The organism is Stenotrophomonas indicatrix (assembly GCA_041545745.1).
GTDB classification, from domain to species: domain Bacteria; phylum Pseudomonadota; class Gammaproteobacteria; order Xanthomonadales; family Xanthomonadaceae; genus Stenotrophomonas; species Stenotrophomonas indicatrix_A.
Genome location: CP168152.1, coordinates 1,746,223 through 1,768,814 on the forward strand (window position 1 = coordinate 1,746,223; position 22,592 = coordinate 1,768,814).

Below are 22,592 nucleotides of genomic sequence, written 5' to 3' on the forward strand. Positions count from 1 at the left end.
GTATATGCACCTCGATGCCATTGGGCAATCCCGAAACTTCAACCGGAAGCGCCAACATCATTTCCTCTGCTACATCACCGTTCAGCCTGCGCGTCATCCCGCGCGACCAGCACACGATCTCCCGCAAGGACATCAGCCCGAACGCTTTGCGCGTGCTTTATCGACTGCGCGATGCCGGCTTCGGCGCCTACCTTGTCGGCGGCGCGGTGCGCGATCTGCTGGTCAATGGCCAACCCAAGGATTTCGACGTGGCCACCGATGCCACGCCCGAACAGGTCAAGCAGTTGTTCCGCAACTGCCGCCTGATCGGTCGCCGTTTCCGCCTGGCCCATGTTGTGTTTGGCCGCGAGATCATCGAAGTCGCCACCTTCCGTGCCAACATCGATGACGGCAGCGGCGATCGCGAGATGGAAAACGGCATGCTCGTGCGCGACAACGTGTACGGCAGCATCGAAGACGACGCCATCCGCCGCGATTTCACCTGCAATGCCCTGTACTACGCCATCGAGGACTTCTCGGTGCGTGACTACACCGGCGGCTTCGAAGATGTGCAGGCACGTCTGATGAAGCTCATCGGCGATCCGGTGCAGCGCTACCAGGAAGACCCGGTGCGCATGCTGCGTGCGGTCCGCCTGGCGGCCAAGCTCGGCTTCCAGATCGAAGAGGGCACCGCTGCACCGATCCCGCAGCTGGCCGGCCTGCTCAATGAAGCCGCACCGGCGCGCCTGTTCGAGGAAGTCCTGAAGTTGTTCCTGTCCGGCCACGGCGTGGCCAGCTTTGAAGGACTGGAGCGCTATGGCCTGTTCGACGTGTTGTTCCCGGAAAGCGCCAAGGCGCTGAAGTCGAACCGTACCGGTGCGCTGCGCCGCATGGTGGTCGAGGGCCTGGCCAACACCGATGCACGCGTGGCCAATGACGAGCCCGTGTCGCCGGCGTTCCTGTTCGCACTGTTGCTGTGGCCGGCCTATTGCCGCGCGCAGGCAACCCTGCTCAAGCAGGGCGTGGCGCCGGAAGAGGCGCAGCGTCGCGCCGCCGACCGCGTCACCGTGCAGCAGTTGAGCACCATCGCATTGCCGCGCCGATTCTCGCTGCCGATGCAGGAAATCTGGCTGCTGCAGGCGCGCTTCAGTTCGCGTCAGCGCAAGCGCGTCATGCGCACGCTCAGCCACCCCCGTTTCCGTGCAGCCTTCGATTTCCTGTCCCTGCGCCAGGTGGCCTCGGCAGAGCACGAAGCCGATGTCGCGTTCTGGCGCGAAGCGCAGGCGCAGTCCGGGCATGAGCTGGATTCGTCGCTGGATTCGCTGCACAGCGAGGCCGGCGATGAGGATGGTGGGGCGCCGCGCAAGCGTCGTCGTCGCCGTCGTCGTCCAGATGGCGCAGCTGCCGGTGCCGCCGAGTAATCGATGACCGCTGCCTGGATCGGGCTGGGCGCCAATCTTGGCGATGCAGCCAACACCGTCCGCGCGGCTATTGCCGCGCTGGACGAGCTGCCCGGAACCCGGCTGACGCAGGCGTCGCGGTTGTACGCGACGCCGGCTTGGGGCAACGAGGACCAGCCGCCCTTCGTCAACGCAGTGGCCTCGGTCGACACCGATCTGTCCGCTGTCACGCTGCTGCAGGCCATGCTCGCGCTGGAGCAGCGCTTCGGCCGCGTACGCCACCCTGCCGTGCACTGGGGGCCGCGTGCGCTGGATCTGGACCTGCTGCTGTTCGGCGCGCAGGTGCTGGACCTGCCCGAGCTGAAAGTGCCGCATCCCTACCTGCACCAGCGTGCGTTCGTGTTGGTGCCGTTGGCCGAAATCGCCGCCGATCTGGCCATTCCCGGCCATGGCCGCGTGCGGGATGCAGTGATGCGGGTGGATGCCTGCGGGATCGCGCCGTTAGGGTGATAATGCCCGGGTTATCTCCCCCGGTTATCAGCACATGAGCACCCACGCAGACAGCAAGCCCTGGACCGTTCCCGCCCTGGCCGAGGCCAAGCGCAATGGCCAGAAGCTGGTCATGTTGACCGCCTACGACGCAGGCTTCGCCCGCACGTTCGATGCCAACGGTGTCGACCTGATCCTGATCGGCGATTCGCTGGGCATGGTCGTGCAGGGTCACGATTCGACCCTGCCGGTAACCGTCGCCGACATGGTCTACCACACCCGCGCGGTCGCCCGCGTGCTGCAGCGTGCGCTGCTGATCGCCGACCTGCCGTTTGGCGCCGATGCCACCCCGGAACGTGCACTGGATGCTTCGTTGCAGCTGCTGCAGGCGGGGGCAGAGATGGTCAAGATCGAAGGTGCCGGCTTCAAGGTCGACATCGTCCGCTATCTGGTCGAGCGCGAGATCCCGGTCTGTTCGCACCTGGGCCTGACCCCGCAGTCGGTGCTGCGCCTGGGTGGCTTCAAGATCCAGGGCCGTGGCGATGCCGCGCGCCAGCTGGTGGACGATGCGAAGGCCGTGGCCGAGGCCGGTGCCAGCATCATCGTGCTCGAATGCGTGCCGACTCCGGTTGCCGCCGCCGTCACCGCTGCCGTGCCGGTGCCGACCGTCGGTATCGGTGCCGGTCCGCAGTGCGACGGCCAGGTACTGGTGCTGCATGACTTCCTTGGCCTGGACAGCGGCCACCGCCGCCCGAAGTTCGTCAAGGACTTCCTGGCTGAGGGCGGCTCGGTGGCCGGCGCCACCCGCGCCTACGCCGATGCCGTGCGCGATGGCAGCTTCCCCGACGAAGAGCACGCGTACGCCCAATGATCCAGACCTTCAACGAACTCGGTGCACTGCGCGCGCAGATCGCGCAGTGGAAGGGCGAGGGCCTGCGCGTGGCGCTGGTGCCGACCATGGGCAACCTGCATGGCGGGCACCACGCGCTGGTCACCTTGGCAAAGCAGTACGCCGACAAGGTCGTGGCCAGCATCTTCGTCAACCCGACGCAGTTCGGGCCGAACGAGGATTTCAGCCGCTATCCGCGCACCCCCGAAGCCGATGTGGCCGGGCTGGAGCAAGTGGGCTGCGATGCAGTGTGGCTGCCCAGCGTCGAAGCGATGTACCCGCTGGGCGTGGACAAAACCACGCAGATGCATGCGCCTGGCGTCAGTGAAGTGCTGGAAGGCGCCAGCCGCCCGGGCCATTTCGATGGCGTGTGCACGGTGGTGGCGCGGCTGTTCCTGCAGGTGCAGCCGGACGTGGCCGTGTTCGGTCGCAAGGACTACCAGCAACTGGCGGTCATCAAGCAGATGGTGGCCGAGCTGTCGTTCCCGATCCAGATCGTCGGTGCCGAGATCGTGCGGGATGAGGATGGCCTGGCCAAGAGCTCGCGCAACCAGTACCTCAGCGCCGAGCAGCGCCCGTTGGCGACCACCCTTCATCGCACCCTGCTTGGCATGCGCGAAGGTTATGTGGCCGGGCACGGCCGTGAACGCATCGAGGCCGACGCCGTCGCTGCGCTGCAGGCGGCCGGCTTCCAGGTGGATTACGCGGTGCTGCGCACCCCGGAGCTGGCCGAACCGAGCTTCGACGGCGGTGGCCGTGTGGCCCTGATCGCCGCCCGCCTGGGCGCCACCCGGTTGATCGACAACCTGGAGTTCTGAGCCGCATGCGCGGTTCTGCAGGGCGCCCGTAGTGGGCGCCCACTGTTCGCCGGACAAGGATGACGTGCCGACATGACCTCGTATTCCGCCAGCTCCGGCCGCCGCGCCGTGGCGGCGATCCTGGCGGTGTTCGCCGCCGCGCTGCTGCCTTCGCTGGTGATCGGTGGCCTGATTGCCGGTCTCAGTCTCGGCCAGGAAGTGGCCACGGCCGCGCTGGCGGCCGCATTGATGTTCGTGCTGGCCTTCGCCCATGCCGTGGCGGTGCTGCTGCCGATGGGCCTGATCCTGCTGTCCTCCGGCCGCCTGCGCCGGGCGTGGTTCGCGCTGGTGGGGGCAGGGCTGGGTGCGCTGGCCATGGCCACCTGCGCCTGGCCCGACGGGTCTGACGGCGCTCTGATGAGCCGCTTGACCGATGCCGGCAGCTTCGACTGGACCAGCTATGCCTTCTCGGTACTGGTGGCGGCCGGATTCGGCCTGATGGCCGGACTGGCGTTCCATGCCGTGTTCCGGGCCGTGCTGGCCGGTGCCGCAGCGCCGGCGCCGGGCGCGCAGCAGCGCACCGGCTGAACGGTCTTCAGCATCCCGCGGCAGCTACCTGACCGCTGCCGCGTGGGTGCTAGAATCCGCTCTTTCCTTTGCCGTTGCAGCGCCCCCATGCACCTGTCCCTGCTCAAGACCAAGATCCACCGCGCCACCGTCACCCATTCCGAGCTGAACTACGAAGGCTCGATCGCCATCGATGACAACCTGCTGGCTGCCACTGGCATCCGTGAATTCGAGCAGGTGCACATCTGGGACGTGACCAACGGTGCGCGCTTCTCGACCTACGCGATCCGCGCCGAAGCGGGCAGCGGCGTCGTCTCGCTCAATGGTGGCGCCGCGCGCCACGTGCAGGTCGGTGACATCATCATCATTGCCGCCTTCGCCAGCATGACCGAGCAGGAAGCCGACAGCTTCAAGCCGAAGCTGGTGTACGTGGATGGCAACAACCAGATCTCCCACACCAACGACACGATCCCGACCCAGGCCGCATGACAACGAACAACGGATTCGACTCGCTGCATTCCCACGCCCAGCGCCTGAAGGGCGCAAGCATTCCCAGCCTGCTCGCCGCCGAACCCGGCCGTGTGCAGGACCTGGCGCTGCGGGTCGGTCCGTTGTATGTCAACTTCGCCCGGCAGAAATACGATGCCGCGGCGTTGCAGGCGCTGTTGGCGCTGGCTGCCGAACGTGATGTCGGCGGCGCCATCACGCGCCTGTTCCGTGGCGAGCAGGTCAACCTGACCGAAGGCCGCGCCGCGCTGCATACCGCGCTGCGTGGTGATGTGGTCGATGCGCCGGTGGCTGCCGAGGCCTATGCCACCGCGCGCGGCATCCGCCAGCGCATGGGCGTGCTGGTGCGCGCGCTGGAAGACAGTGGCGTGACCGATGTGGTCAGCGTCGGCATCGGCGGTTCCGATCTGGGTCCGCGACTGGTCGCCGACGCGCTGCGTCCGGTCACTGGTGCACGCCTGCGCGTGCATTTCGTGTCGAACGTGGACGGCGCCGCCATGCAGCGCACGCTGGCCACGCTGGATCCGGCGAAGACCGCTGGCATCCTGATCTCCAAGACCTTTGGTACCCAGGAAACCCTGCTCAACGGCCAGATCCTGCACGATTGGCTGGGTGGCAGCGAACGCCTGTACGCGGTCAGCGCCAATCCGGAACGCGCCGCCAAGGCCTTCGCCATTGCAGCCGATCGTGTGCTGCCGATGTGGGACTGGGTGGGCGGCCGCTATTCGCTGTGGTCGGCCGTCGGTTTCCCGATCGCACTGGCCATTGGCTTCGAGCGCTTCGAGCAGCTACTGGAAGGTGCCGCGCAGATGGATGCGCATGCACTGGACGCGCCGCTGGAGCGCAACCTGCCGGTGCTGCATGGCCTGACCGACATCTGGAACCGTAATCTGCTGGGCTCTGCCACGCACGCGGTGATGACCTACGACCAGCGCCTGGCGCTGCTGCCGGCCTACCTGCAGCAGCTGGTGATGGAAAGCCTGGGCAAGCGCGTGCAGCGCGATGGCCAGCCGGTCACCACCGACACCGTGCCGGTGTGGTGGGGCGGTGCCGGTACCGACGTGCAGCACAGCTTCTTCCAGGCCCTGCACCAGGGCACCAGCATCATTCCGGCCGATTTCATCGGCTGCGTGCACAACGACGACCCGTATACGGTCAACCACCAGGCGTTGATGGCCAACCTGCTGGCGCAGACCGAAGCACTGGCCAACGGCCAAGGCAGCGACGATCCGCACCGCGACTATCCGGGCGGCCGCCCGAGCACGATGATCCTGCTCGACGCGCTCACCCCGCAGGCGCTGGGTGCCTTGATCGCAATGTACGAGCACGCGGTGTACGTGCAGTCGGTGATCTGGAACATCAACGCCTTCGACCAGTTCGGTGTCGAGCTGGGCAAGCAGCTGGCCAGTGGCCTGCTGCCCGCTCTGCAGGGTGAGGATGTCGAGGTCAACGACCCGCTGACTCGTGAGCTGTTGGCCCAGCTGAAGGGCTGACCAGGCCTGGTAGTGCCGGCCGCTGGCCGGCATCCCGGTGATGCGTCAATCGTTCATGAGGTTGCCGGCCAGCGGCCGGCACTACCGTGAAGGGCGTGCCGCGTTATCGGCTTGGATCGCGCTCCGGGCTCGGCCGCTTGGCCAGCTTGCGCTGCAGCGAACGCCGGTGCATGCCGAGCAGTCGCGCGGCCGCCGACACATTGCCACCGGTTTCATGCATCGCCTGCTGGATGTGTTCCCACTGCAGGCGGCTGATCGGGGTCATCGCATCGGGCACTTCCATCTCGCCGTCATCGGCGGGGCCGTCGTCTTCTTCGCCCAGCGCACGCAGGATCATCGGCACCGTCGAAGGCTTCGGCAGGTAGTCGTCGGCGCCGAGCTTGATCGCCTCCACCGCGGTGGCGATGCTGGCATAGCCGGTCACCAGCAGGATCCGCATGTCCGCGCGCAGCGCGCGCAGCGGCTGTATCAGGGCCAGGCCGGAATCGCTGCCCAGCTTCAGGTCGATCAACGCGAACGCCGGCGGATGCTGGCGGGCCAGTGCCAGCGCACTGGCGGCATCCTGTGCGGTCTGCGTCTCCAGCCCTTTGCGGGCCAGGCTGCGCTGCAGGGTGCGCAGGTAGAGTTCGTCGTCGTCGACCAGCAGGCCAAGGGTAGAAGCAGTCATGGTCATTCCTCGCGGGGGGCCAACGGCAGGCGGAAGCCGACGCGGCTACCGGCCCCTTGGGCCGGGCGCATCCACATCTCGCCGTCCAGGCGTTCGATGGTGGCATGGGACAGGGCAAGACCGACGCCCATGCCTTCACTCTTGCTGCTGCCGAACAGCTTGCCCGGCAGGACGGCGGCGCGGGCATCGAAGCCATGGCCGTAATCGCGTACTTCGCCGATCAGGTCGTCGCCTTCGATGCGCAGGCTGAGGTCGACGCGCGGTCGCCCAGCCTGCTCGCCGGCATCGGCCGCGTTGTTCAGCAGCACCATCAGCAGGTGGCCGACGCCGGGGTCCAGCGGCAAGCGCAGCGGTGCGTCGTCGTTGCGGTGCAGGTCGATGGTCGGGCGCACCAGCCGCCATTGCTCCAGCACCTGCTGGGCAGTGGAGTGGGCGCGGCCGGGGCGGTCGTTGGAGGCCGGCGCGGCCAGTGCCAGCACACGCTCGCGGCACTGCACCAGCAGCTCGCGCAGGGTTTCCATGTCCTCGCGTACTTCCGGCTCTTCGCTGCGCTCGGCTACGTCATCGGCGAGCAGGGTCATGGTCGCCAGCGGCGTGTTCAGTTCGTGCGCCACCGAAGCCGCATGCGTGGCCAGGGCGACAATACCTTCGTTGCGCGCGAAGCGTTCGCGCAGCGCCGACAGTTCCAGCTCGCGCTCACGCAGGGCGATCGCCAGTCGGGTGGAGAAGATCAGTACCACTGCGGCGGACAGCAGGAAGGTGGCGATCACGCCCCAGCGATTGAGGTCCAGCGCGTTGAAGTAGCCGGCCGGCAGCGGCTGCCCGAACAGTCCGCTGGCGGCATAGCCCAGCAGGCAGGCGCTGGCTACGGCCAAGGCCCAGCGCAGGGGCAGGGCGAACGCAGCCAGGGCGATCAGGATCAGGAACAGCGAGCCGAACGGATTGGCGATGCCGCCGCTCCAGCTGACCATCCAGGTGAGGATGATCACATCGACCAGGATGTGGCCGAAGGCGGTCAGCGGCGCGGTATCGGCCGGCTCCGGGCGCAGCTGCGTATACAGGTTGAACACGGCAAGCACGGCCACGCCTGACCACAATGGCAGTTGCGGCAAAGGCAGTCCCAGCACCCAGGTCGCGACCAGGATGGTGGCCGCCTGGCCAGCCACGGCCAGCCAGCGCAGGCTGCACAGGGTTCGGAGAAACGGGGCGTCGGGACCGGTCATTCGCGCCCATCGTATGCGTTCGCAGGGACGCCTGCCTGCGACAATCGGCCGCAGCCGTACTGCCGCCTGAATGCGACACACCCGTAAGGTCGGGGCCGGCGTTAGAATGCCCGCATGCATGACGCCGTCACCCGCCCTACAGCCCCCTCCGATGCCACTGCCTGGCCCCGTCGCCTGACCCAATCGGTCCAGATTGGTGGAGTCACCGTGGGTGGTGGCAAGCCGGTGGTGGTGCAGTCGATGACCAACACCGACACCTCTGATGTGGCGTCCAGCGTCAAGCAGGTTGCCGAGCTCTGGCGCGCCGGTTCGGAAATGGTGCGCCTGACCGTCAACACGGTTGAAGCGGCTGCGGCGATCCCGCGCATCGTCGACAAGCTGGCGATGATGGGCATCGACGTACCGCTGATCGGCGACTTCCACTACAACGGCCATCAGCTGCTGACGGCCGAACCGGCCTGTGCCGAAGCGCTGGCCAAGTACCGCATCAACCCGGGCAACGTGGGCTTCGGCAAGAAGAAGGACCTGCAGTTCGCCCAGCTGATCGAGTTCGCCATCCGCTACAACAAGCCGGTGCGCATCGGCGCCAACTGGGGCTCGCTGGACCAGGCCCTGGCGGCGAAGCTGATGGACGAGAACAATCATCGCGAACAGCCCTGGGACGCCGGCCGCGTGCTGCGCGAGGCGCTGATCCGGTCGGCGCTGGATTCGGCCGAGCAGGCCGTGGACATCGGCCTGCCGCGCGATCGCATCATCCTTTCGGCCAAGGTCAGCGGCGTGCAGGAGCTGATCGCGGTGTACCGTGACCTGGCCCAGCGTTCGGACTTCGCCCTGCATCTGGGCCTGACCGAAGCCGGCATCGGCAGCAAGGGCATCGTTGCCTCGGCGGCGGCGCTGAGCGTGCTGCTGCAGGAAGGCATCGGCGACACCATCCGCATTTCGCTGACGCCCGAACCGGGCCAGTCGCGCACGCAGGAAGTGATTGTTGCCCAGGAACTGCTGCAGACCACCGGCCAGCGCGCCTTCACCCCGCTGGTCACGGCCTGCCCGGGCTGCGGCCGAACCACCTCGGAGTTCTTCCAGGAGCTGGCCAAGGTGGTGCAGACCCACGTGCGCGAAAAGATGCCGCTGTGGAAGATCCAGCATCCGGGCGCGGAGAACATGACCTTGGCGGTGATGGGCTGCGTGGTCAACGGGCCGGGTGAGTCGCGGCATGCCAACATCGGCATCTCACTGCCGGGTACCGGCGAAGCACCGTCGGCACCGGTGTTCGTGGATGGCGAGAAGAAGGTGACCCTGCGTGGCGAGAACATCGCCCAGGAATTCGTCGCCTTGATCGATGATTATGTTGAACGCACCTATGTCCGAAGCGCCGGGTAAGCCGACGATCCTCGCTGCACCGGAGCCGGCCTCCGGTTTCCGCCACTGGATGGCGCGCAATGCCTGGCGGCTGCTGTTGCTGTTTGCCGGTGTGCTGCTGCCGCTGGCCGGATTCGTCGCCTTGGCCGACGAAGTGCACGAGTTCGAGTCCTTCCACTTCGATGCGCCGCTGCTGTGGCAGATGCACGGCCTGCATTCGCCGTGGCTGGACCACGTCTTCGTGCTGCTGTCGAAACTGGGTTACGAGTGGTTCCTGATCCCGGCTGATGTGCTGATTGTCGGTGCACTGGCCTGGCACCGGCGTTGGCGCGAAGCGACCTTCGTGGCCGTGAGCTTCGTAGGGTCGGCGCTGCTCAACATGGGCAGCAAGCAGTTCTTCCAGCGCGACCGGCCCAGCCTGTGGGAATCGATCGCGCCGGAATCCACGTTCAGTTTCCCCAGCGGCCACGCGATGGGCTCGATGACCCTGGCGGTCACCCTGGTACTGCTGGCCTGGAATACCCGCTGGCGCTGGCCGGTGCTGCTGCTGGCGCCGTCGTTCAGCCTGCTGGTAAGCGTTTCCCGGGTCTATCTGGGGGTGCATTACCCCTCGGACATCCTGGCCGGATGGTGTGCCGCGCTGGTTTGGGTGGTAGGGTGCTACCTGGTCATGTTCAGCCGCCGTCATCCATGGCGACGGCACGGTTCGCCGCCAGCGACGGCCAGCGAAGCGATCACGCAAGGGGAGTGACGTGGATGCCCTCCCAAGGGCGTCTACCTGAGGGACGGGTTGTTTCGTTGTAACGGGTTCTGCGGGGCAAGGGGCACGATCAGTGCGTGAAGAATGTGATGCGCAAGGCAGAACGCCGGATTTGCGCAACATCCGCGCTTGCAGTGGTCAGGTGCTCCTGCCTAGGTTGACCCGTATTGGCCGCATTCGAAGAGGTACGTGAATGACGATTCGAGTCTACCTGGTGGATGACCACGCGCTGGTCCGCACCGGGATGAAAATGATACTGTCGAGTGAAACCGACATTGAAGTGGTGGGCGAGGCCGAGACGGGTGAAGACGCGCTGCCCGCGATCCGCCAGCTGCAGCCGGACGTGGTGCTGTGTGATCTGCACCTGCCCGGCGTGAGCGGGATGGAAGTGACCGAGCGCATCGTCCGTGGCCACCGCAGCACGCGGGTGGTGATCGTGTCGGTACTGGAGGACGGTCCGCTGCCCAAGCGCCTGCTCGAAGCCGGGGCTGCCGGTTACATCGGCAAGGGCTGCGATGCACAGGAACTGCTGCGTGCGGTGCGCGACGTGGCCGCCGGACGGCGTTACCTGGGCACGAGCATCGCGCAGAACCTGGCGTTGTCCACCGTGGAAGGCAACGGCTCGCCGTTCGACAACCTGTCGCCGCGTGAGCTGGAAGTGGCATTGCTGCTGACCCAGGGCCTGCGGCAGGAAGACATCGCCCGACGTCTGAGCCTGAGCGCTAAGACGGTCAACACGCACAAGGCGCGGTTGTTCGAGAAGATGGGAATCCACGACAACATCGCGTTGGCACGCATGGCCAGCCAGTACGGGCTGGTGGACCCGGCACGGCCGCTGTAAGGGTTTCGGCCAACGGCTGAGCCCCTCGCGGTGGGGCGGTTGGTTTCATGGGGTTGGCCCTGCGGAGGGATTGCGCAGGGGACGCCGTGAATCCATCCCTGGAGGCTCGGGCGCGCCATCCATGGCGCTTACGCCCCTGCGCAATCCCTCCGCAGGGCCACGGACAGGTTCCGTGCGCCGCTACCGCGGAATGAAGAGGGAAGTGCAGGAGCGGGTCGCGCGCTTTGCGCGCTCGTAGACTGGGGTCGGATCCTTTTCCCGGCGGGAAAGGGCTCTGGCCCCGTAGTGCTTCAGTGGCCGCGTACGCGCTTGATGATCTTTGCGGCCTGCGCCGCGCTTTCGCGCACCTTGTCCCACTGGCCGGCGTCGATCCAGTTGCCCGGCACCATCCACGAGCCACCAATACAGACCACGTTCTTCTGCTCCAGGTACTCGGCGGCCGTGTTTTCGGTAATGCCACCGGTCGGGCACAGCTTGAGGTCGGCAATCGGGCCGGCTACACCCTTGATCATCGCCAACCCGCCCACGGCCGTGGCCGGGAACAGCTTGCACACGCGGAAGCCACGCGCGTAAAGCGCCAGCAGTTCGGTCGGCGTGGCTGCACCCGGCACCACCGGCAGCGGTGCCGCAGCCAGCGCATCGGCCAGCACCGGCGGCGTGCCCGGGGTCACCAGGAAGTCCGCGCCCGCATCGATGGACTGCTGCATCTGCTCCACCGTCAACACGGTACCCGCGCCGACCACCACTTCCGGCAGCTCACGCTTGAGCATCGCCAGTGCTTCCATCGCGACCGGCGTCCGCAGCGTCAGCTCGATCGCCGGCAATCCGCCTTCCAGCAACGCCGCACTGACCGCACGCGCCTGGTCCAGCGTATGAATCGTCACCACCGGCAGGATGCCCGCCGCATGCAGCAACTCCGCCGCCCGCACCTGATGTTGTTCGATACCCATGCTCTGCTTCTGCCTTTGCTTTCGAATTTGATTTTCAGTGATCACTTCGCGGCGCGAGGGCGCCGGGAAACTGTCCGGAGGCGGCGGGTAGCCCCCACCAGGACCGTGAGCGGCATGGATGCCGCGACCGAGCCCCCATGGATGGGTTTACGGCGTGTCCTGGTGGGGGCTACCCGCCGCCTCAACCAGGACGCTCACCGCCCACGCATACCCGCAGCGCTCTTCAATCCCTCACGCGTCCTTGGCCTCATGTGGCGCCGCCGCAGCCGCAGCATCGTGCCCCAGCTCATACTCCGCGTCGTAATCCCACGGCCCACCATCAGCCGCCGCCGGACCACACGAAATCGAGATCGCACCCTGATCCGCCGGCCCCACCACGCGCCGGTTGATCGCGAACAGGTTGCGGCCCAGGTCGTTGGCGGCCGGCGCCGTATTCGGCGCATGCGGACGTGCAGCCCATTCGGCCGCGTCCACCAGCACTTCAAGCGTGCCGGCTTCACCATCCAGGCGGATGATGTCGCCCTCGCGCACCTTGCCCAGCGGACCACCGCGTGCGGCTTCCGGGGTCACGTGGATCGCGGCCGGAATCTTGCCCGACGCGCCGGACAGGCGGCCATCGGTGACCAGCGCCACGCGCCGGCCCTGGTTCTGCAGCAGGCCCAGCAGCGGCGCCAGCGAATGCAGTTCCGGCATACCGTTCGCACGCGGGCCCTGATAACGCACCACCGCCACGAAATGCTCGGGCAGCAGGCCGCCGGCGTGCAGCTTGTTCAATACCTGCGGTGCATCAACCACCACGGCCGGCGCTTCGATGGTGCGGTATTGCGACTTCACCGCCGACAGCTTGATCAGCGACTTGCCCAGGTTGCCGCGCAGCAGGCGCAGGCCGCCCTGGCTCTCGAACGGGTTGTCGACACCGCGCACCACTTCTTCATCGGCGCTGCGTTCCAGGCCCGGCAGATACACCAGCTTGCCATCGCGCAGCTGCGGTTCGCGGGCGTAGTCGGCCATGCCGCCACGCGCCACGCTGACCAGGTCGCCATGCATCAGGCCGGCCTTGATCAGCTCGCCGAACACGAACGCCGGGCCACCCGCTGCAGCGAAGCGGTTTACGTCGGCCTCGCCGTTCGGATAGACGCGCGCCAGCAGCGGAATCAGCTGCGACAGCTCGTCGAAGTCGTCCCAGGTCAGCACGATGCCGGCCGCCCGCGCTACGGCGACCCAGTGGATGGTGTGGTTGGTCGAACCGCCGGTGGCCATCAGCGCGATGATCGCGTTGATGATCGCGCGCTCGTCGATGATCCGGCCCAGCGGACGGAAGTCGTCGCCCAGGGCGGTGATGTCCAGTGCGCGCTCGGTGGCTTCGCGGGTCAGTGCATCGCGCAGCGCCGTGTCCGGATTGACGAACGATGCGCCCGGCAGCTGCACGCCCATCGCTTCCAGCAGCACCTGGTTGGAATTGGCGGTGCCGTAGAAGGTGCAGGTGCCCGCGCCATGGTAGGACGCTGATTCGGCTTCCAGCAGTTCTTCGCGGGTGGCTTCGCCGGCGGCGTAGCGCTCGCGCACTTCGGCCTTCTGCTTGTTGGGGATGCCCGGCGTCATCGGGCCGGCCGGCACGAACACGGCGGGCAGATGGCCGAAGGCGAGGGCGCCGATCAGCAGGCCCGGCACGATCTTGTCGCACACACCGAGGTACACAGTGGTATCGAACATGTCATGGCTGAGCCCGATCGCGGTGGCCTGGGCAATGACATCGCGCGAGAACAGCGACAGCTCCATGCCGCCACGGCCCTGGGTCACGCCGTCGCACATCGCCGGCACAGCGCCGGCAACCTGTGCCGTCGCGCCCAGTTCGCGCGCCACCGCACGGATCTGTTCGGGATAGGTTTCGAACGGCTGGTGCGCCGACAGCATGTCGTTGTAGGCGGTGATGATGCCCAGGTTGGCCGTCACGCCGCCGCGCAGGCGGCTCTTGTCGGTGCCGCCACAGGCGGCGAAACCGTGGGCGAGGTTGCCGCAGCTGAGGCGGCTGCGGAACGGGCCATCGCGCAGGGAGGCGTCGATCGCTGCCAGATAGGCGGCGCGCGAGGCGGCGCTGCGGCGGATGACGCGCTCAGTGATGGCTTGCAGTTGCGGATGGAGGCTCATTGGCTACCGGCGTTCGAGGTGGCGAGAGGCATGCGGCGCGAGGGCGCCGCGGCCGACATCAATCAGCCCAGTGGACGCGAAGGCGCGCGCCGTCCAGGTTGATCGCGTTGAGGATCGGATACTGCTGCGGGTCGTTGCTGTCCAATGCCTGGCGCAGCACCTGCAGTTTCTGCTTGCCGCGCAGCAGCAGCAGACGCTGGCGGCACTGGCCCAGGCCGCGCGGGGTCAGGGTGATGCGCAGTGGCCACTGGTTGGCACCGGGGCAGCCGGTGGCATCAAGCGCGGCATACGGCAGGGTGCTTTCGAGGGCACGTTGCAGGTCGCGCGAGCCCGGGAACAGCGAGGCGGTATGGCCATCGTTGCCCATGCCCAGTGCGACCAGGCTCGGCGCCTGGCTGTGCTGGGCCTGCAGGTTGGCGGTGTACACGCACTCGGGCAGCGGCTTGCCGATCCGCACCAGCGGATCGAAGTGTGCACCTTCGGCACGTGTGAGCAGGTTCTCGCGCACCAGCCAGGCATTGCTGTCGCGATCCTGCGGCGACAACCAGCGCTCGTCGGCCAGGCTCACTTCGACGCGGTCCCAATGCACGTCCAGCTCGGCCAGCGCCTGGTACACCGGTGCTGGCGTGGTACCGCCGGACAACAGGATGCGTGCGCGGCCCAGCTCGGTGATGTCGTGGTTGATTGCCTGTGCCATTTCGGCAGCGACCGCTTCGATCCAGCCATCGGCATCGCCGTGGTTGATGAAATCTATACGGTCGTCCTGGAAGATCGGGGTCATGTGGCAGCTCCTGCTACATCGTGTTCAACATCGCTGGCATAGGCAGCGGCACCCAGCAGCCCGGGGCAGGGGTGCATGATGGCCAGCGACGGTACCCGGCCCATGATCGAAGAGAACCGGCCCTTGTGCTCGAAGCGCTGGCGGAAACCGGAATGCTGCAGTGAATCGAGCATCTTCGGCACCAGGCCACCGGTCAGGAACACGCCGTCCCAAGCGCCCTGGATCAGCACCAGGTCACCGGCGATGGCGCCGAACACGGCGCAGAACACATCCACGGCACGCATCGCCTGCGGATCACCGAGGGCGGCGCGGGCGGTCACATCCGGCGGCTGCAGCTGGCCAGGATCGAAGCCGGCCATCTCGCAGACCGCGCGATGGATGTTGACCAGGCCGGGGCCACAGATCAGCCGCTCGTTGGAGACCCTGCCGAACTGCTCGGAGAGGATTTCCAGGATGCGCACTTCTTCAGGCGTGCCCGGCGGGAAGCTGACATGGCCACCTTCGGTTTCCAGCGGGTAGCTGCGGCCATGGCGCACGATCAGGCCGCCGACGCCGAGGCCGGTACCCGGGCCGATCACACCGTAGTTGCGCGGTTGCCCCGGCGTTGCCGGAACCCACTGTGCACCACCGATCTGCACTACGTCATCGGGCTGCAGCAGGCCGACGGCCATCGCCTGTGCGGCGAAGTCGTTGATCAGGTGCAGTTCGTCGAAACCGAGCATCGCCGCAGTGCGGTTGCGCGAGATCACCCACGGATGATTGGTGATGCGTGCTTCATCGCCATCAACGCGGCCGGCCACTGCGAACACGCCACGGCGTGCGGTGGCGCCGGCCTGTTCCAGATAGTGGCGGGCGGCATCGCCCAGCGAAGGGAACTGGGCCACCGCGAACTCGCGGATGCTGTCCTTCAGCAAGGGGGCGTCCAGCGAGGTATCGGCCAGGGCGAAGCGGGCGTTGGTACCGCCGATGTCGGCGACCAGCACGGGCTGCGAGCTGGCACTCATGCCGAGGCACCGCTGTCGGGCGCATCCACGCCCTGCGGCAGGAAGTCGACCGCGTTGGCCGGGCCCCACTGGCCGGCAGGGTAGGGTTCCAGCGGCAGGTCGGCCGCCTTCCAGGCATCGGCAACGCTGTCGATCCAGGCCCAGGCGGCGCGCACTTCGTCATCGCGCACGAACAGGGTGTGGTTACCGTTGAAGGCGTCCAGGAACAGGCGTTCGTAGGCGATGCGGCGATGCAGGCCGGTCGGTACCGACAGTTCCAGCTCCAGCGGCTGCAGTTCCAGCGCGCCCCATTCCGGGCCGGCCAGGCTGCTCATCAGGCCCAGTTCGATGTTCTCCTGCGGCTGCAGCTGGAACACCAGGCGATTCGGTGCGGCCTGCGCGCGCTGCGGACGCTCGAACAACCAATGCGTGACCGGCTTTAGGGTCACCACCACGCGGGTGGTGCGCTCGGGCAGGCGCTTGCCGGTGACCAGATGGAACGGCACGCCGCTCCAGCGCCAGTTGTCGATGTGCGCGGTGACACCGGCGAAGGTCTCCACGTCGCTGCCTTCCGGCGGCTGGTAGGCCTGTGCGGGCTGGCCGTTGATGCTGCCGGCGGTATAGCGGCCACGCACGCTGTCACGCGCTGCGTGCTTGGCATCCAGCGGGCGCAGCGCACGCAGCACCTTGACCTTCTCGTCGCGGATGCGGTCGGCTTCCAGCGACGCCGGCGGCTCCATCGCCACCATGCACAGCAGCTGCAGGATGTGGCTCTGCACCATGTCGCGCAGGGCGCCGGAGCGCGCGTAGTAGGCATCGCGGCCATCCACGCCTTCGCTTTCGGCGACCAGGATGTGCACCGATTCGATGTAATTGCGGTTCCACACCGCTTCCAGCAGCGTGTTGCCGAAGCGCAGCGCGATCAGGTTCTGTACCGCCGCCTTGCCCAGGTAGTGATCCAGGCGGAACACGCGGTCTTCGTCGATCCACTGGCCGATGGTGGTGATGATCTCCTCGGCGCTTTCGCTGTCGCTGCCGATCGGCTTCTCCAGCATCAGGCGCGCCGGTGCGGCCAGCGCGCCGCCCTTGGCCAGGCCTTCGCAGGTGGAGATGTACAGGCCCGGCGGGATCGCCAGATAGCTCACGCAGCGGCGGTCGACCAGGTCGGACACCGCGGCGGCGACCGAGTCGACGTCGCGCAGGTCGACCGAGCGGTAGTCGATGCGACGCAGCAGGGAGGCGATGTCCTCCTGGCTGGCCATCGGCATCGCCTGCTGCAGTCGTGGCCGCAGGATGTCATGGAAGGCTTCGGTGTCGTGGCCGGACAGGGCCAGCGCACGGATGCGGAAATCCTCCGGCAGCAGGCCGTCGCCGAGCAGGCGCAGCAGCGAAGGGAACAGGTAGCGCTGGGCCAGATCACCTGTGGCACCAAACAGGAAGAGTGTGTCGTGCATCGCTCGAGTTTCAGATCCGGGTGACATCGTTGTCAATCGCTTCATGGCTGGGTTCGGGGGACATCCGCGCAACTGCCTGTCCGAGGCTCATCTGGATCGGTTTTCCGGGTTGGCGGAGCACCGTTCCAATCGAAACCACTACAGCGGCAACCCTTCGTTCGGTCGACGATGCAGGTCGGCGCGCACCGACTGTCGGATAGTGCCACGTGAAAACGTTTACATGGCAGAATGGGCAACTGTATTCGATTGCAGTGGTCGCCGTCATGCGGCAACCGCGCAATCATCACTGCCATCGGGAGGGCCGAGGCAGTCCCAAAAGACAGCCCGGCGTCGGGCGGACTGGATGAGTGAAATGGCAAAAGTGCAGTTGCAGGGTGTGCGCAAGGTCTACGACAACGGCCAGGTCGCGGTGAAGGACGCCACGTTCGAGGTGGCCGACGGCGAACTGATGGTGCTGGTCGGCCCGTCCGGGTGTGGCAAGTCGACCCTGTTGCGGATGGTGGCTGGGCTGGAGGAAATCAGCGGCGGCACGTTGACCATCGGCGATCGCGTGGTCAATGACGTGGCGCCGAAGGATCGTGACATCGCGATGGTGTTCCAGAGTTACGCGCTATACCCGCACATGACCGTGGCCGAGAACCTGGCCTTTGGCCTGAAGCTGCGCGGGCATGACAAGGCGACCATCGACAAGCGCATCAGCGAAGCCGCGCAGACGCTGGGCCTGACCGAGATGATGGACAAGCTGCCCAAGGCGATGTCCGGCGGCCAGCGCCAGCGTGTTGCACTGGGCCGTGCGCTGGTGCGCGAGCCGGCGGTGTTCCTGCTGGACGAGCCGTTGTCCAACCTTGACGCCAAGCTGCGCCACAGCGTGCGCACCGAGATCGCGCAGCTGCACCGCAAGCTGGGCACCACCATGATCTACGTGACCCACGATCAGGTCGAAGCGATGACCCTTGGCCAGCGCATCGTGGTGCTGAAGGACGGTGTCATCCAGCAGATCGATACGCCGATGGCGCTGTATGACCGTCCGGCCAACCTGTTCGTGGCCGGTTTCCTCGGCAGTCCGGCGATGAACGTGCTGCGCGGTACGCTGCAGGGCGATGCCGGTGGCGTGACCGTGGTTGATGGTGCGTGGCAGGCTCCGCTGGGGCAGGCAACGATCGATCCGGCGTGGCTGCAGAAGCCGATCGCGGTGGGCGTGCGTCCCGAACACCTGCAACCGGCAGACAGCGAAGACACCCATGCGTTCACCGCGCGCGTCGAAGGCATTGAGCCGGTCGGCAACGAGATCTTCGTCAACATGAGCAGCGGCCAGCACGCGCTGACCATGCGCGTGGCGCCGCAGTCGCTGCCTGGCGTGGGCGAGGACATCCGGGTGGCGATCCACCCGCAGGGCCTGCATTTCTTCAACCCGGAAACCGGCGAGCGCCTGTAAGCGGTGGTGCCGGCCGCTGGCCGGCAATCTCATCGATGCGTGGTTGCCGGCCAGCGGCCGGCACTACCCATCCGGTGCGGACCAACGGTCCGCACCCACCGGTGCAGATCCGCACCAACCCGCCTCAGCGCGCCAGGCCGTCCAGCAGCGGCATCCGCTGCGCGGGCGCATCACGCACCTGCAGTTCGCCGTCATTGGTCTCCAGCGGCAGCACCGCCAGTGCCAGATCGCCTGCCACGCTGGCCAGGGTGCCCAGCGTGGTGCCATCCTGCTGCACGCCATCGCCGGCCTGCGCTGGTGCTGCGGTATGCAGCAGCTGCACCGCGCGCTTGGCCTTGCCGAGGAAATGGGTGCGCGCGACGATTTCCTGACCGGGGTAGCAGCCCTTCTTCACGCTATAGCCGTTGAGGCGGTCCAGGCCCAGCTGCTGTGGGGTCCACACTTCGCGCTGGCTCGCTTCCAATCGCGGCAGGCCAAAGCGCAGGTCGGCCTGGCGCCAGGCCAGAGCAAAGGTGGCGTCCCCGGCTTCGTCGCTGGCCGGGAAGGCATCGACCGGACCGATGCGCAGCGTGCGGGGAAGTGCGTCGCTGCCAAGGTCCAGCTCCCAGCCGTGGCTGCCGGCCAGCGCGATGGCAGCGCCGGTAGCGGCTTCCGGCGCAGTAAAGGCCCCGGCCACTGCCAGGTCGGCGTGCACCTGCAATTTCACTTTGCGGCGGAACACGAAGCGCTGCAGTTGCGACGCAATCGCATCGGCATCGCTGTCGGCCAGTATCAGCAGCACATGGTCATCGGCCAGCCGCAGCAGCTGAAACACCGCCAGGGTGCGGCCTTTGGCGCTCAGCCACGCGCTCCATTGCCAGTGCAGCAGGGGCAGGGCGGTCACGTCGCTGCTGAACTGGGCATGGGCAAAAGCAGCTGCATCCACGCCCTGCAGGCTCAGCAATTGATGGCCGGGCAGGCGCGGATATGCGACGAAAGCAGGGGGAAGGTTGTCAGGCACGTGAACGAGGTCTAAAATTTGTGCGTTGCGAGACCCATCATGATAGGCCAAACAACCCCCACTCCCGACGCCGAAGCTGAAGCCCTGCTGGTTCCCCCGGTCCCTGTGCCCGTGGAACAACCAGAGGTGGAAGAAGAATTCGGTGGCCGCGGCGGACTCGATCCGGTGCGGTATGGCGATTGGGAAAAAAACGGACGCTGCATCGATTTCTGATCCAGCATTGAGCCAACGCGGCATCATGCCGCCCAGCCGAGACAACGAGCCCAGCGAATGGCGACCAGACAACGTCCCCTTTCTCCGCACCTTCAGGTGTATCGCTGGCAGATTCAGATGGCCACCTCGATCCTGCATCGAGCCACTGGCGTCTTTCTGTCTGTTGGTGCCCTCATCATCGCCGGAGGCCTGTTGGCTCTGATGATGGGGCCCGAATCCTGGAACTGCTTCACCGGCCATGCCGGGGCCTGGTATGGCCGCGTGTTCCTGTTCGCGTGGACATGGTCGTTCGCCTATCACCTGTGCAATGGCATCCGCCATATCGTGCAGGACTTCGCGATCGGATTCCGCATTGCCACCTTCATCCGCAGCAGCTGGATGTCGGTGATCGGCAGCCTGCTGATCACCCTGGCGGTGTGGGCCTATGTGATGTTCGGAGGTGCCGCGTGAGCAAGTTCCGTACCCCGTTGAAGGGCGTGCGCGGTCTCGGTTCGGCCAAGACCGGCACCGAGCACTTCGTGCATCAGCGCCTGACTGCCGCCGCACTGGTGGTGCTGGGCATCTGGTTCCTGGTGTTCGTGCTGGGCCTGTTGGGCTCGGATTACGTGACCGCCACTGCCGCGATCGCCAAGCCGTGGAACGCCGTTCCGCTGATCGGCCTGCTGATCGCCATGTTCTGGCACGCCCAGCTCGGCCTGCAGGTCGTGCTGGAGGACTACATCCACGAATCGCTGCTGGCCCTGGTGCTGCAGACCGCGGTGAAGTTCGTTGCCGTGCTCGGCATGATCGTCAGTGTGTTTGCGGTGGGCCGCATCGCCCTCGGCGTTGCCTGAGCCCAGGCGCCAAGACAGGAATCCAGACTAGATGTCCGCTTACAAGATTACCGAACACAAGTACGACATGGTCGTGGTGGGCGCCGGCGGCGCCGGCCTGCGTGCCACGTTCGGCCTGGCCGCCAAGGGCCTGCAGACCGTGTGCCTGACCAAGGTCTTCCCGACCCGGTCACACACCGTCGCCGCCCAGGGCGGTATCTCCGCCGCGCTCGGAAACATGGGCGAGGACGACTGGCGTTACCACTTCTTCGACACCATCAAGGGTTCGGACTGGCTGGGCGACCAGGACGCCATCGAGTACATGTGCCGTGAAGCGATTCCGGCGATCATCGAGCTCGAGCACTACGGCGTGCCGTTCAGCCGCACCGCCGAAGGCAAGATCTACCAGCGTCCGTTCGGTGGCATGACCACCCAGTACGGTGAAGGCCCGGCGGCGCAGCGTACCTGCGCGGCGGCCGACCGTACCGGCCACGCAATGCTGCACACGCTGTACCAGCAGTCGCTGAAGCACGACGCACGCTTCATGATCGAGTACTTCGCACTCGACCTGATCTTCGATGACGAAGGTGCCTGCCGCGGCGTGCTGGCGTTGGACATGTCCGACGGCACCCTGCACCTGTTCCGCGCCCAGGGCGTGGTGCTGGCCACTGGTGGCTACGGCCGCGCCTACTTCAGCGCCACCTCGGCGCACACCTGCACCGGCGACGGTGGCGGCCTGGCCATGCGCGCCGGCATCGCCATGCAGGACATGGAGTTCGTGCAGTTCCATCCGACCGGCATCTACGGCGCCGGCTGCCTGATCACCGAGGGTGTCCGCGGTGAAGGCGGCATCCTGCGCAACAGCAGCGGCGAGCGCTTCATGGAGCGCTACGCACCGCACTACAAGGATCTGGCGTCGCGCGACGTGGTCAGCCGTTCGATGACCATCGAGATCCGCGAAGGCCGCGGCGTCGGCGAGCACAAGGACCACATCCTGCTCGACCTGACCCACCTCGGCCCGGGCGTGATCGACGACAAGCTGCCGGGTATCGCCGAAAGCGCCCGCATCTTCGCTGGCGTCGACGTGCACAAGCAGCCGATCCCGGTGATCCCGACCGTGCACTACAACATGGGCGGCATCCCGACCAACTACCACGGTGAAGTGGTGCAGAGGGTCGGTGACAACGACAATGCGGTCGTGCCGGGCCTGTACGCCATCGGCGAAGCGGCCTGCGTTTCGGTGCACGGCGCCAACCGCCTGGGCTCGAACTCGCTGCTGGATCTGGTGGTGTTCGGGCGTGCGGTGGCCAATCGTTGCGCTGCGACGATCACCCCCGGCGCCTCGCACAAGACCCTGCCGGCCGACGCCTGCGACAAGGCGCTGGGCCTGCTGGACAAGCTGCGCCACGCCAACGGCGATACCCCGACTTCGGTCATCCGCGATCGCATGCAGCGCACCATGCAGGCCGACGCGGCGGTCTTCCGTACCAGCCAGACGCTGAAGGAAGGCTGCGAGAAGATGGACAAGATCTTCGACTCGTTCCAGGACGTGAAGGTCTCCGACCGTTCGCTGGTCTGGAACTCGGACCTGATCGAGACCTACGAGCTGAACAACCTGCTGCTGAACGCGGTGGCGACGATCAACTCGGCCGAGCAGCGCAAGGAAAGCCGCGGCGCACACGCGCACGAGGACTTCCCTGACCGCGACGACGTCAATTGGCAGAAGCACACCCTGGTCAGCGTGGACGAGAAGGGCAAGTGCAGCTTCGACTACCGTCCGGTGCACATGTACACGTTGACCGATGACGTGTCCGTGGTGCCGCCGAAGCCGCGCGTGTACTGATC

General features: G+C 66.6%; 23 protein-coding genes. 15 read left to right on the forward strand and 8 right to left on the reverse strand.

The features are described 5' to 3' along the window. Window positions 1-20 precede the first annotated feature (20 nt). The 7 genes from pcnB to pgi all read left to right on the forward strand — a co-directional run bounded on the left by pcnB (window position 21) and on the right by pgi (window position 6,121). Window positions 21-1,400 carry a polynucleotide adenylyltransferase PcnB gene (gene pcnB, locus ACEF39_RS08115; protein WP_500287576.1) on the forward strand — a complete coding sequence of 460 codons (1,380 nt, stop codon included), beginning with the start codon at window positions 21-23 and terminating at the stop codon, window positions 1,398-1,400. 3 nt (window positions 1,401-1,403) lie between these two features. Beyond that, window positions 1,404-1,889 (forward strand): 2-amino-4-hydroxy-6-hydroxymethyldihydropteridine diphosphokinase, encoded by a 486-nt coding sequence (folK, locus tag ACEF39_RS08120; protein ID WP_500287577.1) that lies wholly within the window; start codon window positions 1,404-1,406, stop codon window positions 1,887-1,889. Window positions 1,890-1,923: 34 nt separating this feature from the next. Further along, window positions 1,924-2,739: a 3-methyl-2-oxobutanoate hydroxymethyltransferase gene (gene panB / locus ACEF39_RS08125; protein ID WP_500287578.1), complete on the forward strand. Its 816-nt coding sequence runs from the start codon at window positions 1,924-1,926 to the stop codon at window positions 2,737-2,739. Further along, window positions 2,736-3,575 carry a pantoate--beta-alanine ligase gene (panC, locus tag ACEF39_RS08130; RefSeq protein ID WP_500287579.1) on the forward strand — a complete coding sequence of 280 codons (840 nt, stop codon included), beginning with the start codon at window positions 2,736-2,738 and terminating at the stop codon, window positions 3,573-3,575. Before panB ends, panC begins: the two co-directional genes overlap by 4 nt. A 72-nt stretch (window positions 3,576-3,647) precedes the next feature. Further along, window positions 3,648-4,142 carry a hypothetical protein gene (locus tag ACEF39_RS08135; RefSeq protein WP_500287580.1) on the forward strand — a complete coding sequence of 165 codons (495 nt, stop codon included), beginning with the start codon at window positions 3,648-3,650 and terminating at the stop codon, window positions 4,140-4,142. 87 nt (window positions 4,143-4,229) lie between these two features. Further along, window positions 4,230-4,610, forward strand: a complete 381-nt coding sequence (gene panD, locus ACEF39_RS08140) for an aspartate 1-decarboxylase (RefSeq protein ID WP_004153087.1) — start codon at window positions 4,230-4,232, stop codon at window positions 4,608-4,610. Then, on the forward strand, window positions 4,607-6,121 hold the full coding sequence (gene pgi / locus ACEF39_RS08145; protein WP_500287581.1) for a glucose-6-phosphate isomerase: 1,515 nt from the start codon (window positions 4,607-4,609) through the stop codon (window positions 6,119-6,121). The genes panD and pgi overlap by 4 nt, the downstream gene beginning before the upstream one ends. Window positions 6,122-6,224: 103 nt before the next feature. On the opposite strand, the gene ACEF39_RS08150 is transcribed toward pgi, so the two are convergent. Both ACEF39_RS08150 and ACEF39_RS08155 read right to left on the reverse strand, forming a co-directional pair. Beyond that, the gene (locus ACEF39_RS08150) at window positions 6,225-6,794 is read right to left on the reverse strand and encodes a response regulator transcription factor (RefSeq protein ID WP_032952096.1); all 570 of its coding nucleotides are present in this window, start codon (window positions 6,792-6,794) and stop codon (window positions 6,225-6,227) included. Next, window positions 6,791-8,011 (reverse strand): ATP-binding protein, encoded by a 1,221-nt coding sequence (locus ACEF39_RS08155; RefSeq protein ID WP_089240341.1) that lies wholly within the window; start codon window positions 8,009-8,011, stop codon window positions 6,791-6,793. The genes ACEF39_RS08150 and ACEF39_RS08155 overlap by 4 nt, the downstream gene beginning before the upstream one ends. A 114-nt stretch (window positions 8,012-8,125) precedes the next feature. On the opposite strand from ACEF39_RS08155, the gene ispG reads away from it, so the two are divergent. The 3 genes from ispG (at window position 8,126) to ACEF39_RS08170 (ending at window position 10,971) form a co-directional block, all read left to right on the forward strand. Further along, entirely contained in the window at window positions 8,126-9,391 is a 1,266-nt protein-coding gene (ispG, locus tag ACEF39_RS08160) for a flavodoxin-dependent (E)-4-hydroxy-3-methylbut-2-enyl-diphosphate synthase (RefSeq protein WP_089240343.1), read from the forward strand. After that, on the forward strand, window positions 9,372-10,121 hold the full coding sequence (locus ACEF39_RS08165) for a phosphatase PAP2 family protein (protein WP_117310107.1): 750 nt from the start codon (window positions 9,372-9,374) through the stop codon (window positions 10,119-10,121). The genes ispG and ACEF39_RS08165 overlap by 20 nt, the downstream gene beginning before the upstream one ends. Window positions 10,122-10,323: 202 nt before the next feature. Beyond that, entirely contained in the window at window positions 10,324-10,971 is a 648-nt protein-coding gene (locus tag ACEF39_RS08170) for a response regulator (RefSeq protein WP_025878804.1), read from the forward strand. Window positions 10,972-11,261: 290 nt separating this feature from the next. Here the strand turns inward: ACEF39_RS08170 and eda are convergent, their stop codons facing one another. The 5 genes from eda to zwf form a co-directional block, all read right to left on the reverse strand. Next, window positions 11,262-11,921, reverse strand: a complete 660-nt coding sequence (eda, locus tag ACEF39_RS08175; RefSeq protein WP_500287582.1) for a bifunctional 4-hydroxy-2-oxoglutarate aldolase/2-dehydro-3-deoxy-phosphogluconate aldolase — start codon at window positions 11,919-11,921, stop codon at window positions 11,262-11,264. Between the two features lie 231 nt (window positions 11,922-12,152). Next, window positions 12,153-14,069: a phosphogluconate dehydratase gene (gene edd, locus ACEF39_RS08180; RefSeq protein ID WP_500287583.1), complete on the reverse strand. Its 1,917-nt coding sequence runs from the start codon at window positions 14,067-14,069 to the stop codon at window positions 12,153-12,155. Between the two features lie 58 nt (window positions 14,070-14,127). Then, window positions 14,128-14,850: a 6-phosphogluconolactonase gene (gene pgl, locus ACEF39_RS08185; protein WP_500287584.1), complete on the reverse strand. Its 723-nt coding sequence runs from the start codon at window positions 14,848-14,850 to the stop codon at window positions 14,128-14,130. Continuing rightward, window positions 14,847-15,854, reverse strand: a complete 1,008-nt coding sequence (gene glk / locus ACEF39_RS08190; RefSeq protein WP_500287585.1) for a glucokinase — start codon at window positions 15,852-15,854, stop codon at window positions 14,847-14,849. The genes pgl and glk overlap by 4 nt, the downstream gene beginning before the upstream one ends. Continuing rightward, window positions 15,851-17,287 (reverse strand): glucose-6-phosphate dehydrogenase, encoded by a 1,437-nt coding sequence (gene zwf / locus ACEF39_RS08195; RefSeq protein WP_340568408.1) that lies wholly within the window; start codon window positions 17,285-17,287, stop codon window positions 15,851-15,853. Before zwf ends, glk begins: the two co-directional genes overlap by 4 nt. Before the next feature lie 352 nt (window positions 17,288-17,639). On the opposite strand from zwf, the gene ACEF39_RS08200 reads away from it, so the two are divergent. Then, on the forward strand, window positions 17,640-18,722 hold the full coding sequence (locus ACEF39_RS08200) for an ABC transporter ATP-binding protein (protein ID WP_089240356.1): 1,083 nt from the start codon (window positions 17,640-17,642) through the stop codon (window positions 18,720-18,722). 124 nt (window positions 18,723-18,846) lie between these two features. Here the strand turns inward: ACEF39_RS08200 and ygfZ are convergent, their stop codons facing one another. Beyond that, window positions 18,847-19,722, reverse strand: a complete 876-nt coding sequence (ygfZ, locus tag ACEF39_RS08205; RefSeq protein WP_500287586.1) for a CAF17-like 4Fe-4S cluster assembly/insertion protein YgfZ — start codon at window positions 19,720-19,722, stop codon at window positions 18,847-18,849. A gap of 39 nt (window positions 19,723-19,761) precedes the next feature. On the opposite strand from ygfZ, the gene ACEF39_RS08210 reads away from it, so the two are divergent. From ACEF39_RS08210 to sdhA, 4 genes are read left to right on the forward strand one after another with little or no spacing between them, the layout of a single operon-like run. Next, a complete protein-coding gene (locus tag ACEF39_RS08210; protein WP_500287587.1) occupies window positions 19,762-19,935 on the forward strand; it encodes a DUF1674 domain-containing protein in 174 nt (57 codons plus the stop codon). Between the two features lie 57 nt (window positions 19,936-19,992). Then, a complete protein-coding gene (gene sdhC / locus ACEF39_RS08215) occupies window positions 19,993-20,385 on the forward strand; it encodes a succinate dehydrogenase, cytochrome b556 subunit (RefSeq protein WP_089240360.1) in 393 nt (130 codons plus the stop codon). Beyond that, window positions 20,382-20,768 carry a succinate dehydrogenase, hydrophobic membrane anchor protein gene (sdhD, locus tag ACEF39_RS08220; RefSeq protein ID WP_025878813.1) on the forward strand — a complete coding sequence of 129 codons (387 nt, stop codon included), beginning with the start codon at window positions 20,382-20,384 and terminating at the stop codon, window positions 20,766-20,768. The genes sdhC and sdhD overlap by 4 nt, the downstream gene beginning before the upstream one ends. 31 nt (window positions 20,769-20,799) lie before the next feature. Next, a complete protein-coding gene (gene sdhA / locus ACEF39_RS08225) occupies window positions 20,800-22,590 on the forward strand; it encodes a succinate dehydrogenase flavoprotein subunit (RefSeq protein WP_500287588.1) in 1,791 nt (596 codons plus the stop codon). Window positions 22,591-22,592 lie beyond the last annotated feature (2 nt).

Excerpts from the sequence above, each read along its gene's own strand:
- folK (WP_500287577.1), top strand. The coding sequence starts at position 1,404 with ATGACCGCTGCCTGGATCGGGCTGGGCGCCAATCTTGGCGATGCAGCC.
- ACEF39_RS08150 (WP_032952096.1), bottom strand. The coding sequence starts at position 6,794 with ATGACCATGACTGCTTCTACCCTTGGCCTGCTGGTCGACGACGACGAA.
- sdhC (WP_089240360.1), top strand. The coding sequence starts at position 19,993 with ATGGCGACCAGACAACGTCCCCTTTCTCCGCACCTTCAGGTGTATCGC.
- zwf (WP_340568408.1), bottom strand. The coding sequence starts at position 17,287 with ATGCACGACACACTCTTCCTGTTTGGTGCCACAGGTGATCTGGCCCAG.
- panC (WP_500287579.1), top strand. The coding sequence starts at position 2,736 with ATGATCCAGACCTTCAACGAACTCGGTGCACTGCGCGCGCAGATCGCG.
- ispG (WP_089240343.1), top strand. The coding sequence starts at position 8,126 with ATGCATGACGCCGTCACCCGCCCTACAGCCCCCTCCGATGCCACTGCC.
- pgi (WP_500287581.1), top strand. The coding sequence starts at position 4,607 with ATGACAACGAACAACGGATTCGACTCGCTGCATTCCCACGCCCAGCGC.
- glk (WP_500287585.1), bottom strand. The coding sequence starts at position 15,854 with ATGAGTGCCAGCTCGCAGCCCGTGCTGGTCGCCGACATCGGCGGTACC.
- ACEF39_RS08135 (WP_500287580.1), top strand. The coding sequence starts at position 3,648 with ATGACCTCGTATTCCGCCAGCTCCGGCCGCCGCGCCGTGGCGGCGATC.
- ACEF39_RS08170 (WP_025878804.1), top strand. The coding sequence starts at position 10,324 with ATGACGATTCGAGTCTACCTGGTGGATGACCACGCGCTGGTCCGCACC.
- ACEF39_RS08165 (WP_117310107.1), top strand. The coding sequence starts at position 9,372 with ATGTCCGAAGCGCCGGGTAAGCCGACGATCCTCGCTGCACCGGAGCCG.
- pgl (WP_500287584.1), bottom strand. The coding sequence starts at position 14,850 with ATGACCCCGATCTTCCAGGACGACCGTATAGATTTCATCAACCACGGC.
- ACEF39_RS08210 (WP_500287587.1), top strand. The coding sequence starts at position 19,762 with ATGATAGGCCAAACAACCCCCACTCCCGACGCCGAAGCTGAAGCCCTG.
- ACEF39_RS08200 (WP_089240356.1), top strand. The coding sequence starts at position 17,640 with ATGGCAAAAGTGCAGTTGCAGGGTGTGCGCAAGGTCTACGACAACGGC.
- ACEF39_RS08155 (WP_089240341.1), bottom strand. The coding sequence starts at position 8,011 with ATGACCGGTCCCGACGCCCCGTTTCTCCGAACCCTGTGCAGCCTGCGC.
- panD (WP_004153087.1), top strand. The coding sequence starts at position 4,230 with ATGCACCTGTCCCTGCTCAAGACCAAGATCCACCGCGCCACCGTCACC.
- eda (WP_500287582.1), bottom strand. The coding sequence starts at position 11,921 with ATGGGTATCGAACAACATCAGGTGCGGGCGGCGGAGTTGCTGCATGCG.
- edd (WP_500287583.1), bottom strand. The coding sequence starts at position 14,069 with ATGAGCCTCCATCCGCAACTGCAAGCCATCACTGAGCGCGTCATCCGC.
- sdhA (WP_500287588.1), top strand. The coding sequence starts at position 20,800 with ATGTCCGCTTACAAGATTACCGAACACAAGTACGACATGGTCGTGGTG.
- panB (WP_500287578.1), top strand. The coding sequence starts at position 1,924 with ATGAGCACCCACGCAGACAGCAAGCCCTGGACCGTTCCCGCCCTGGCC.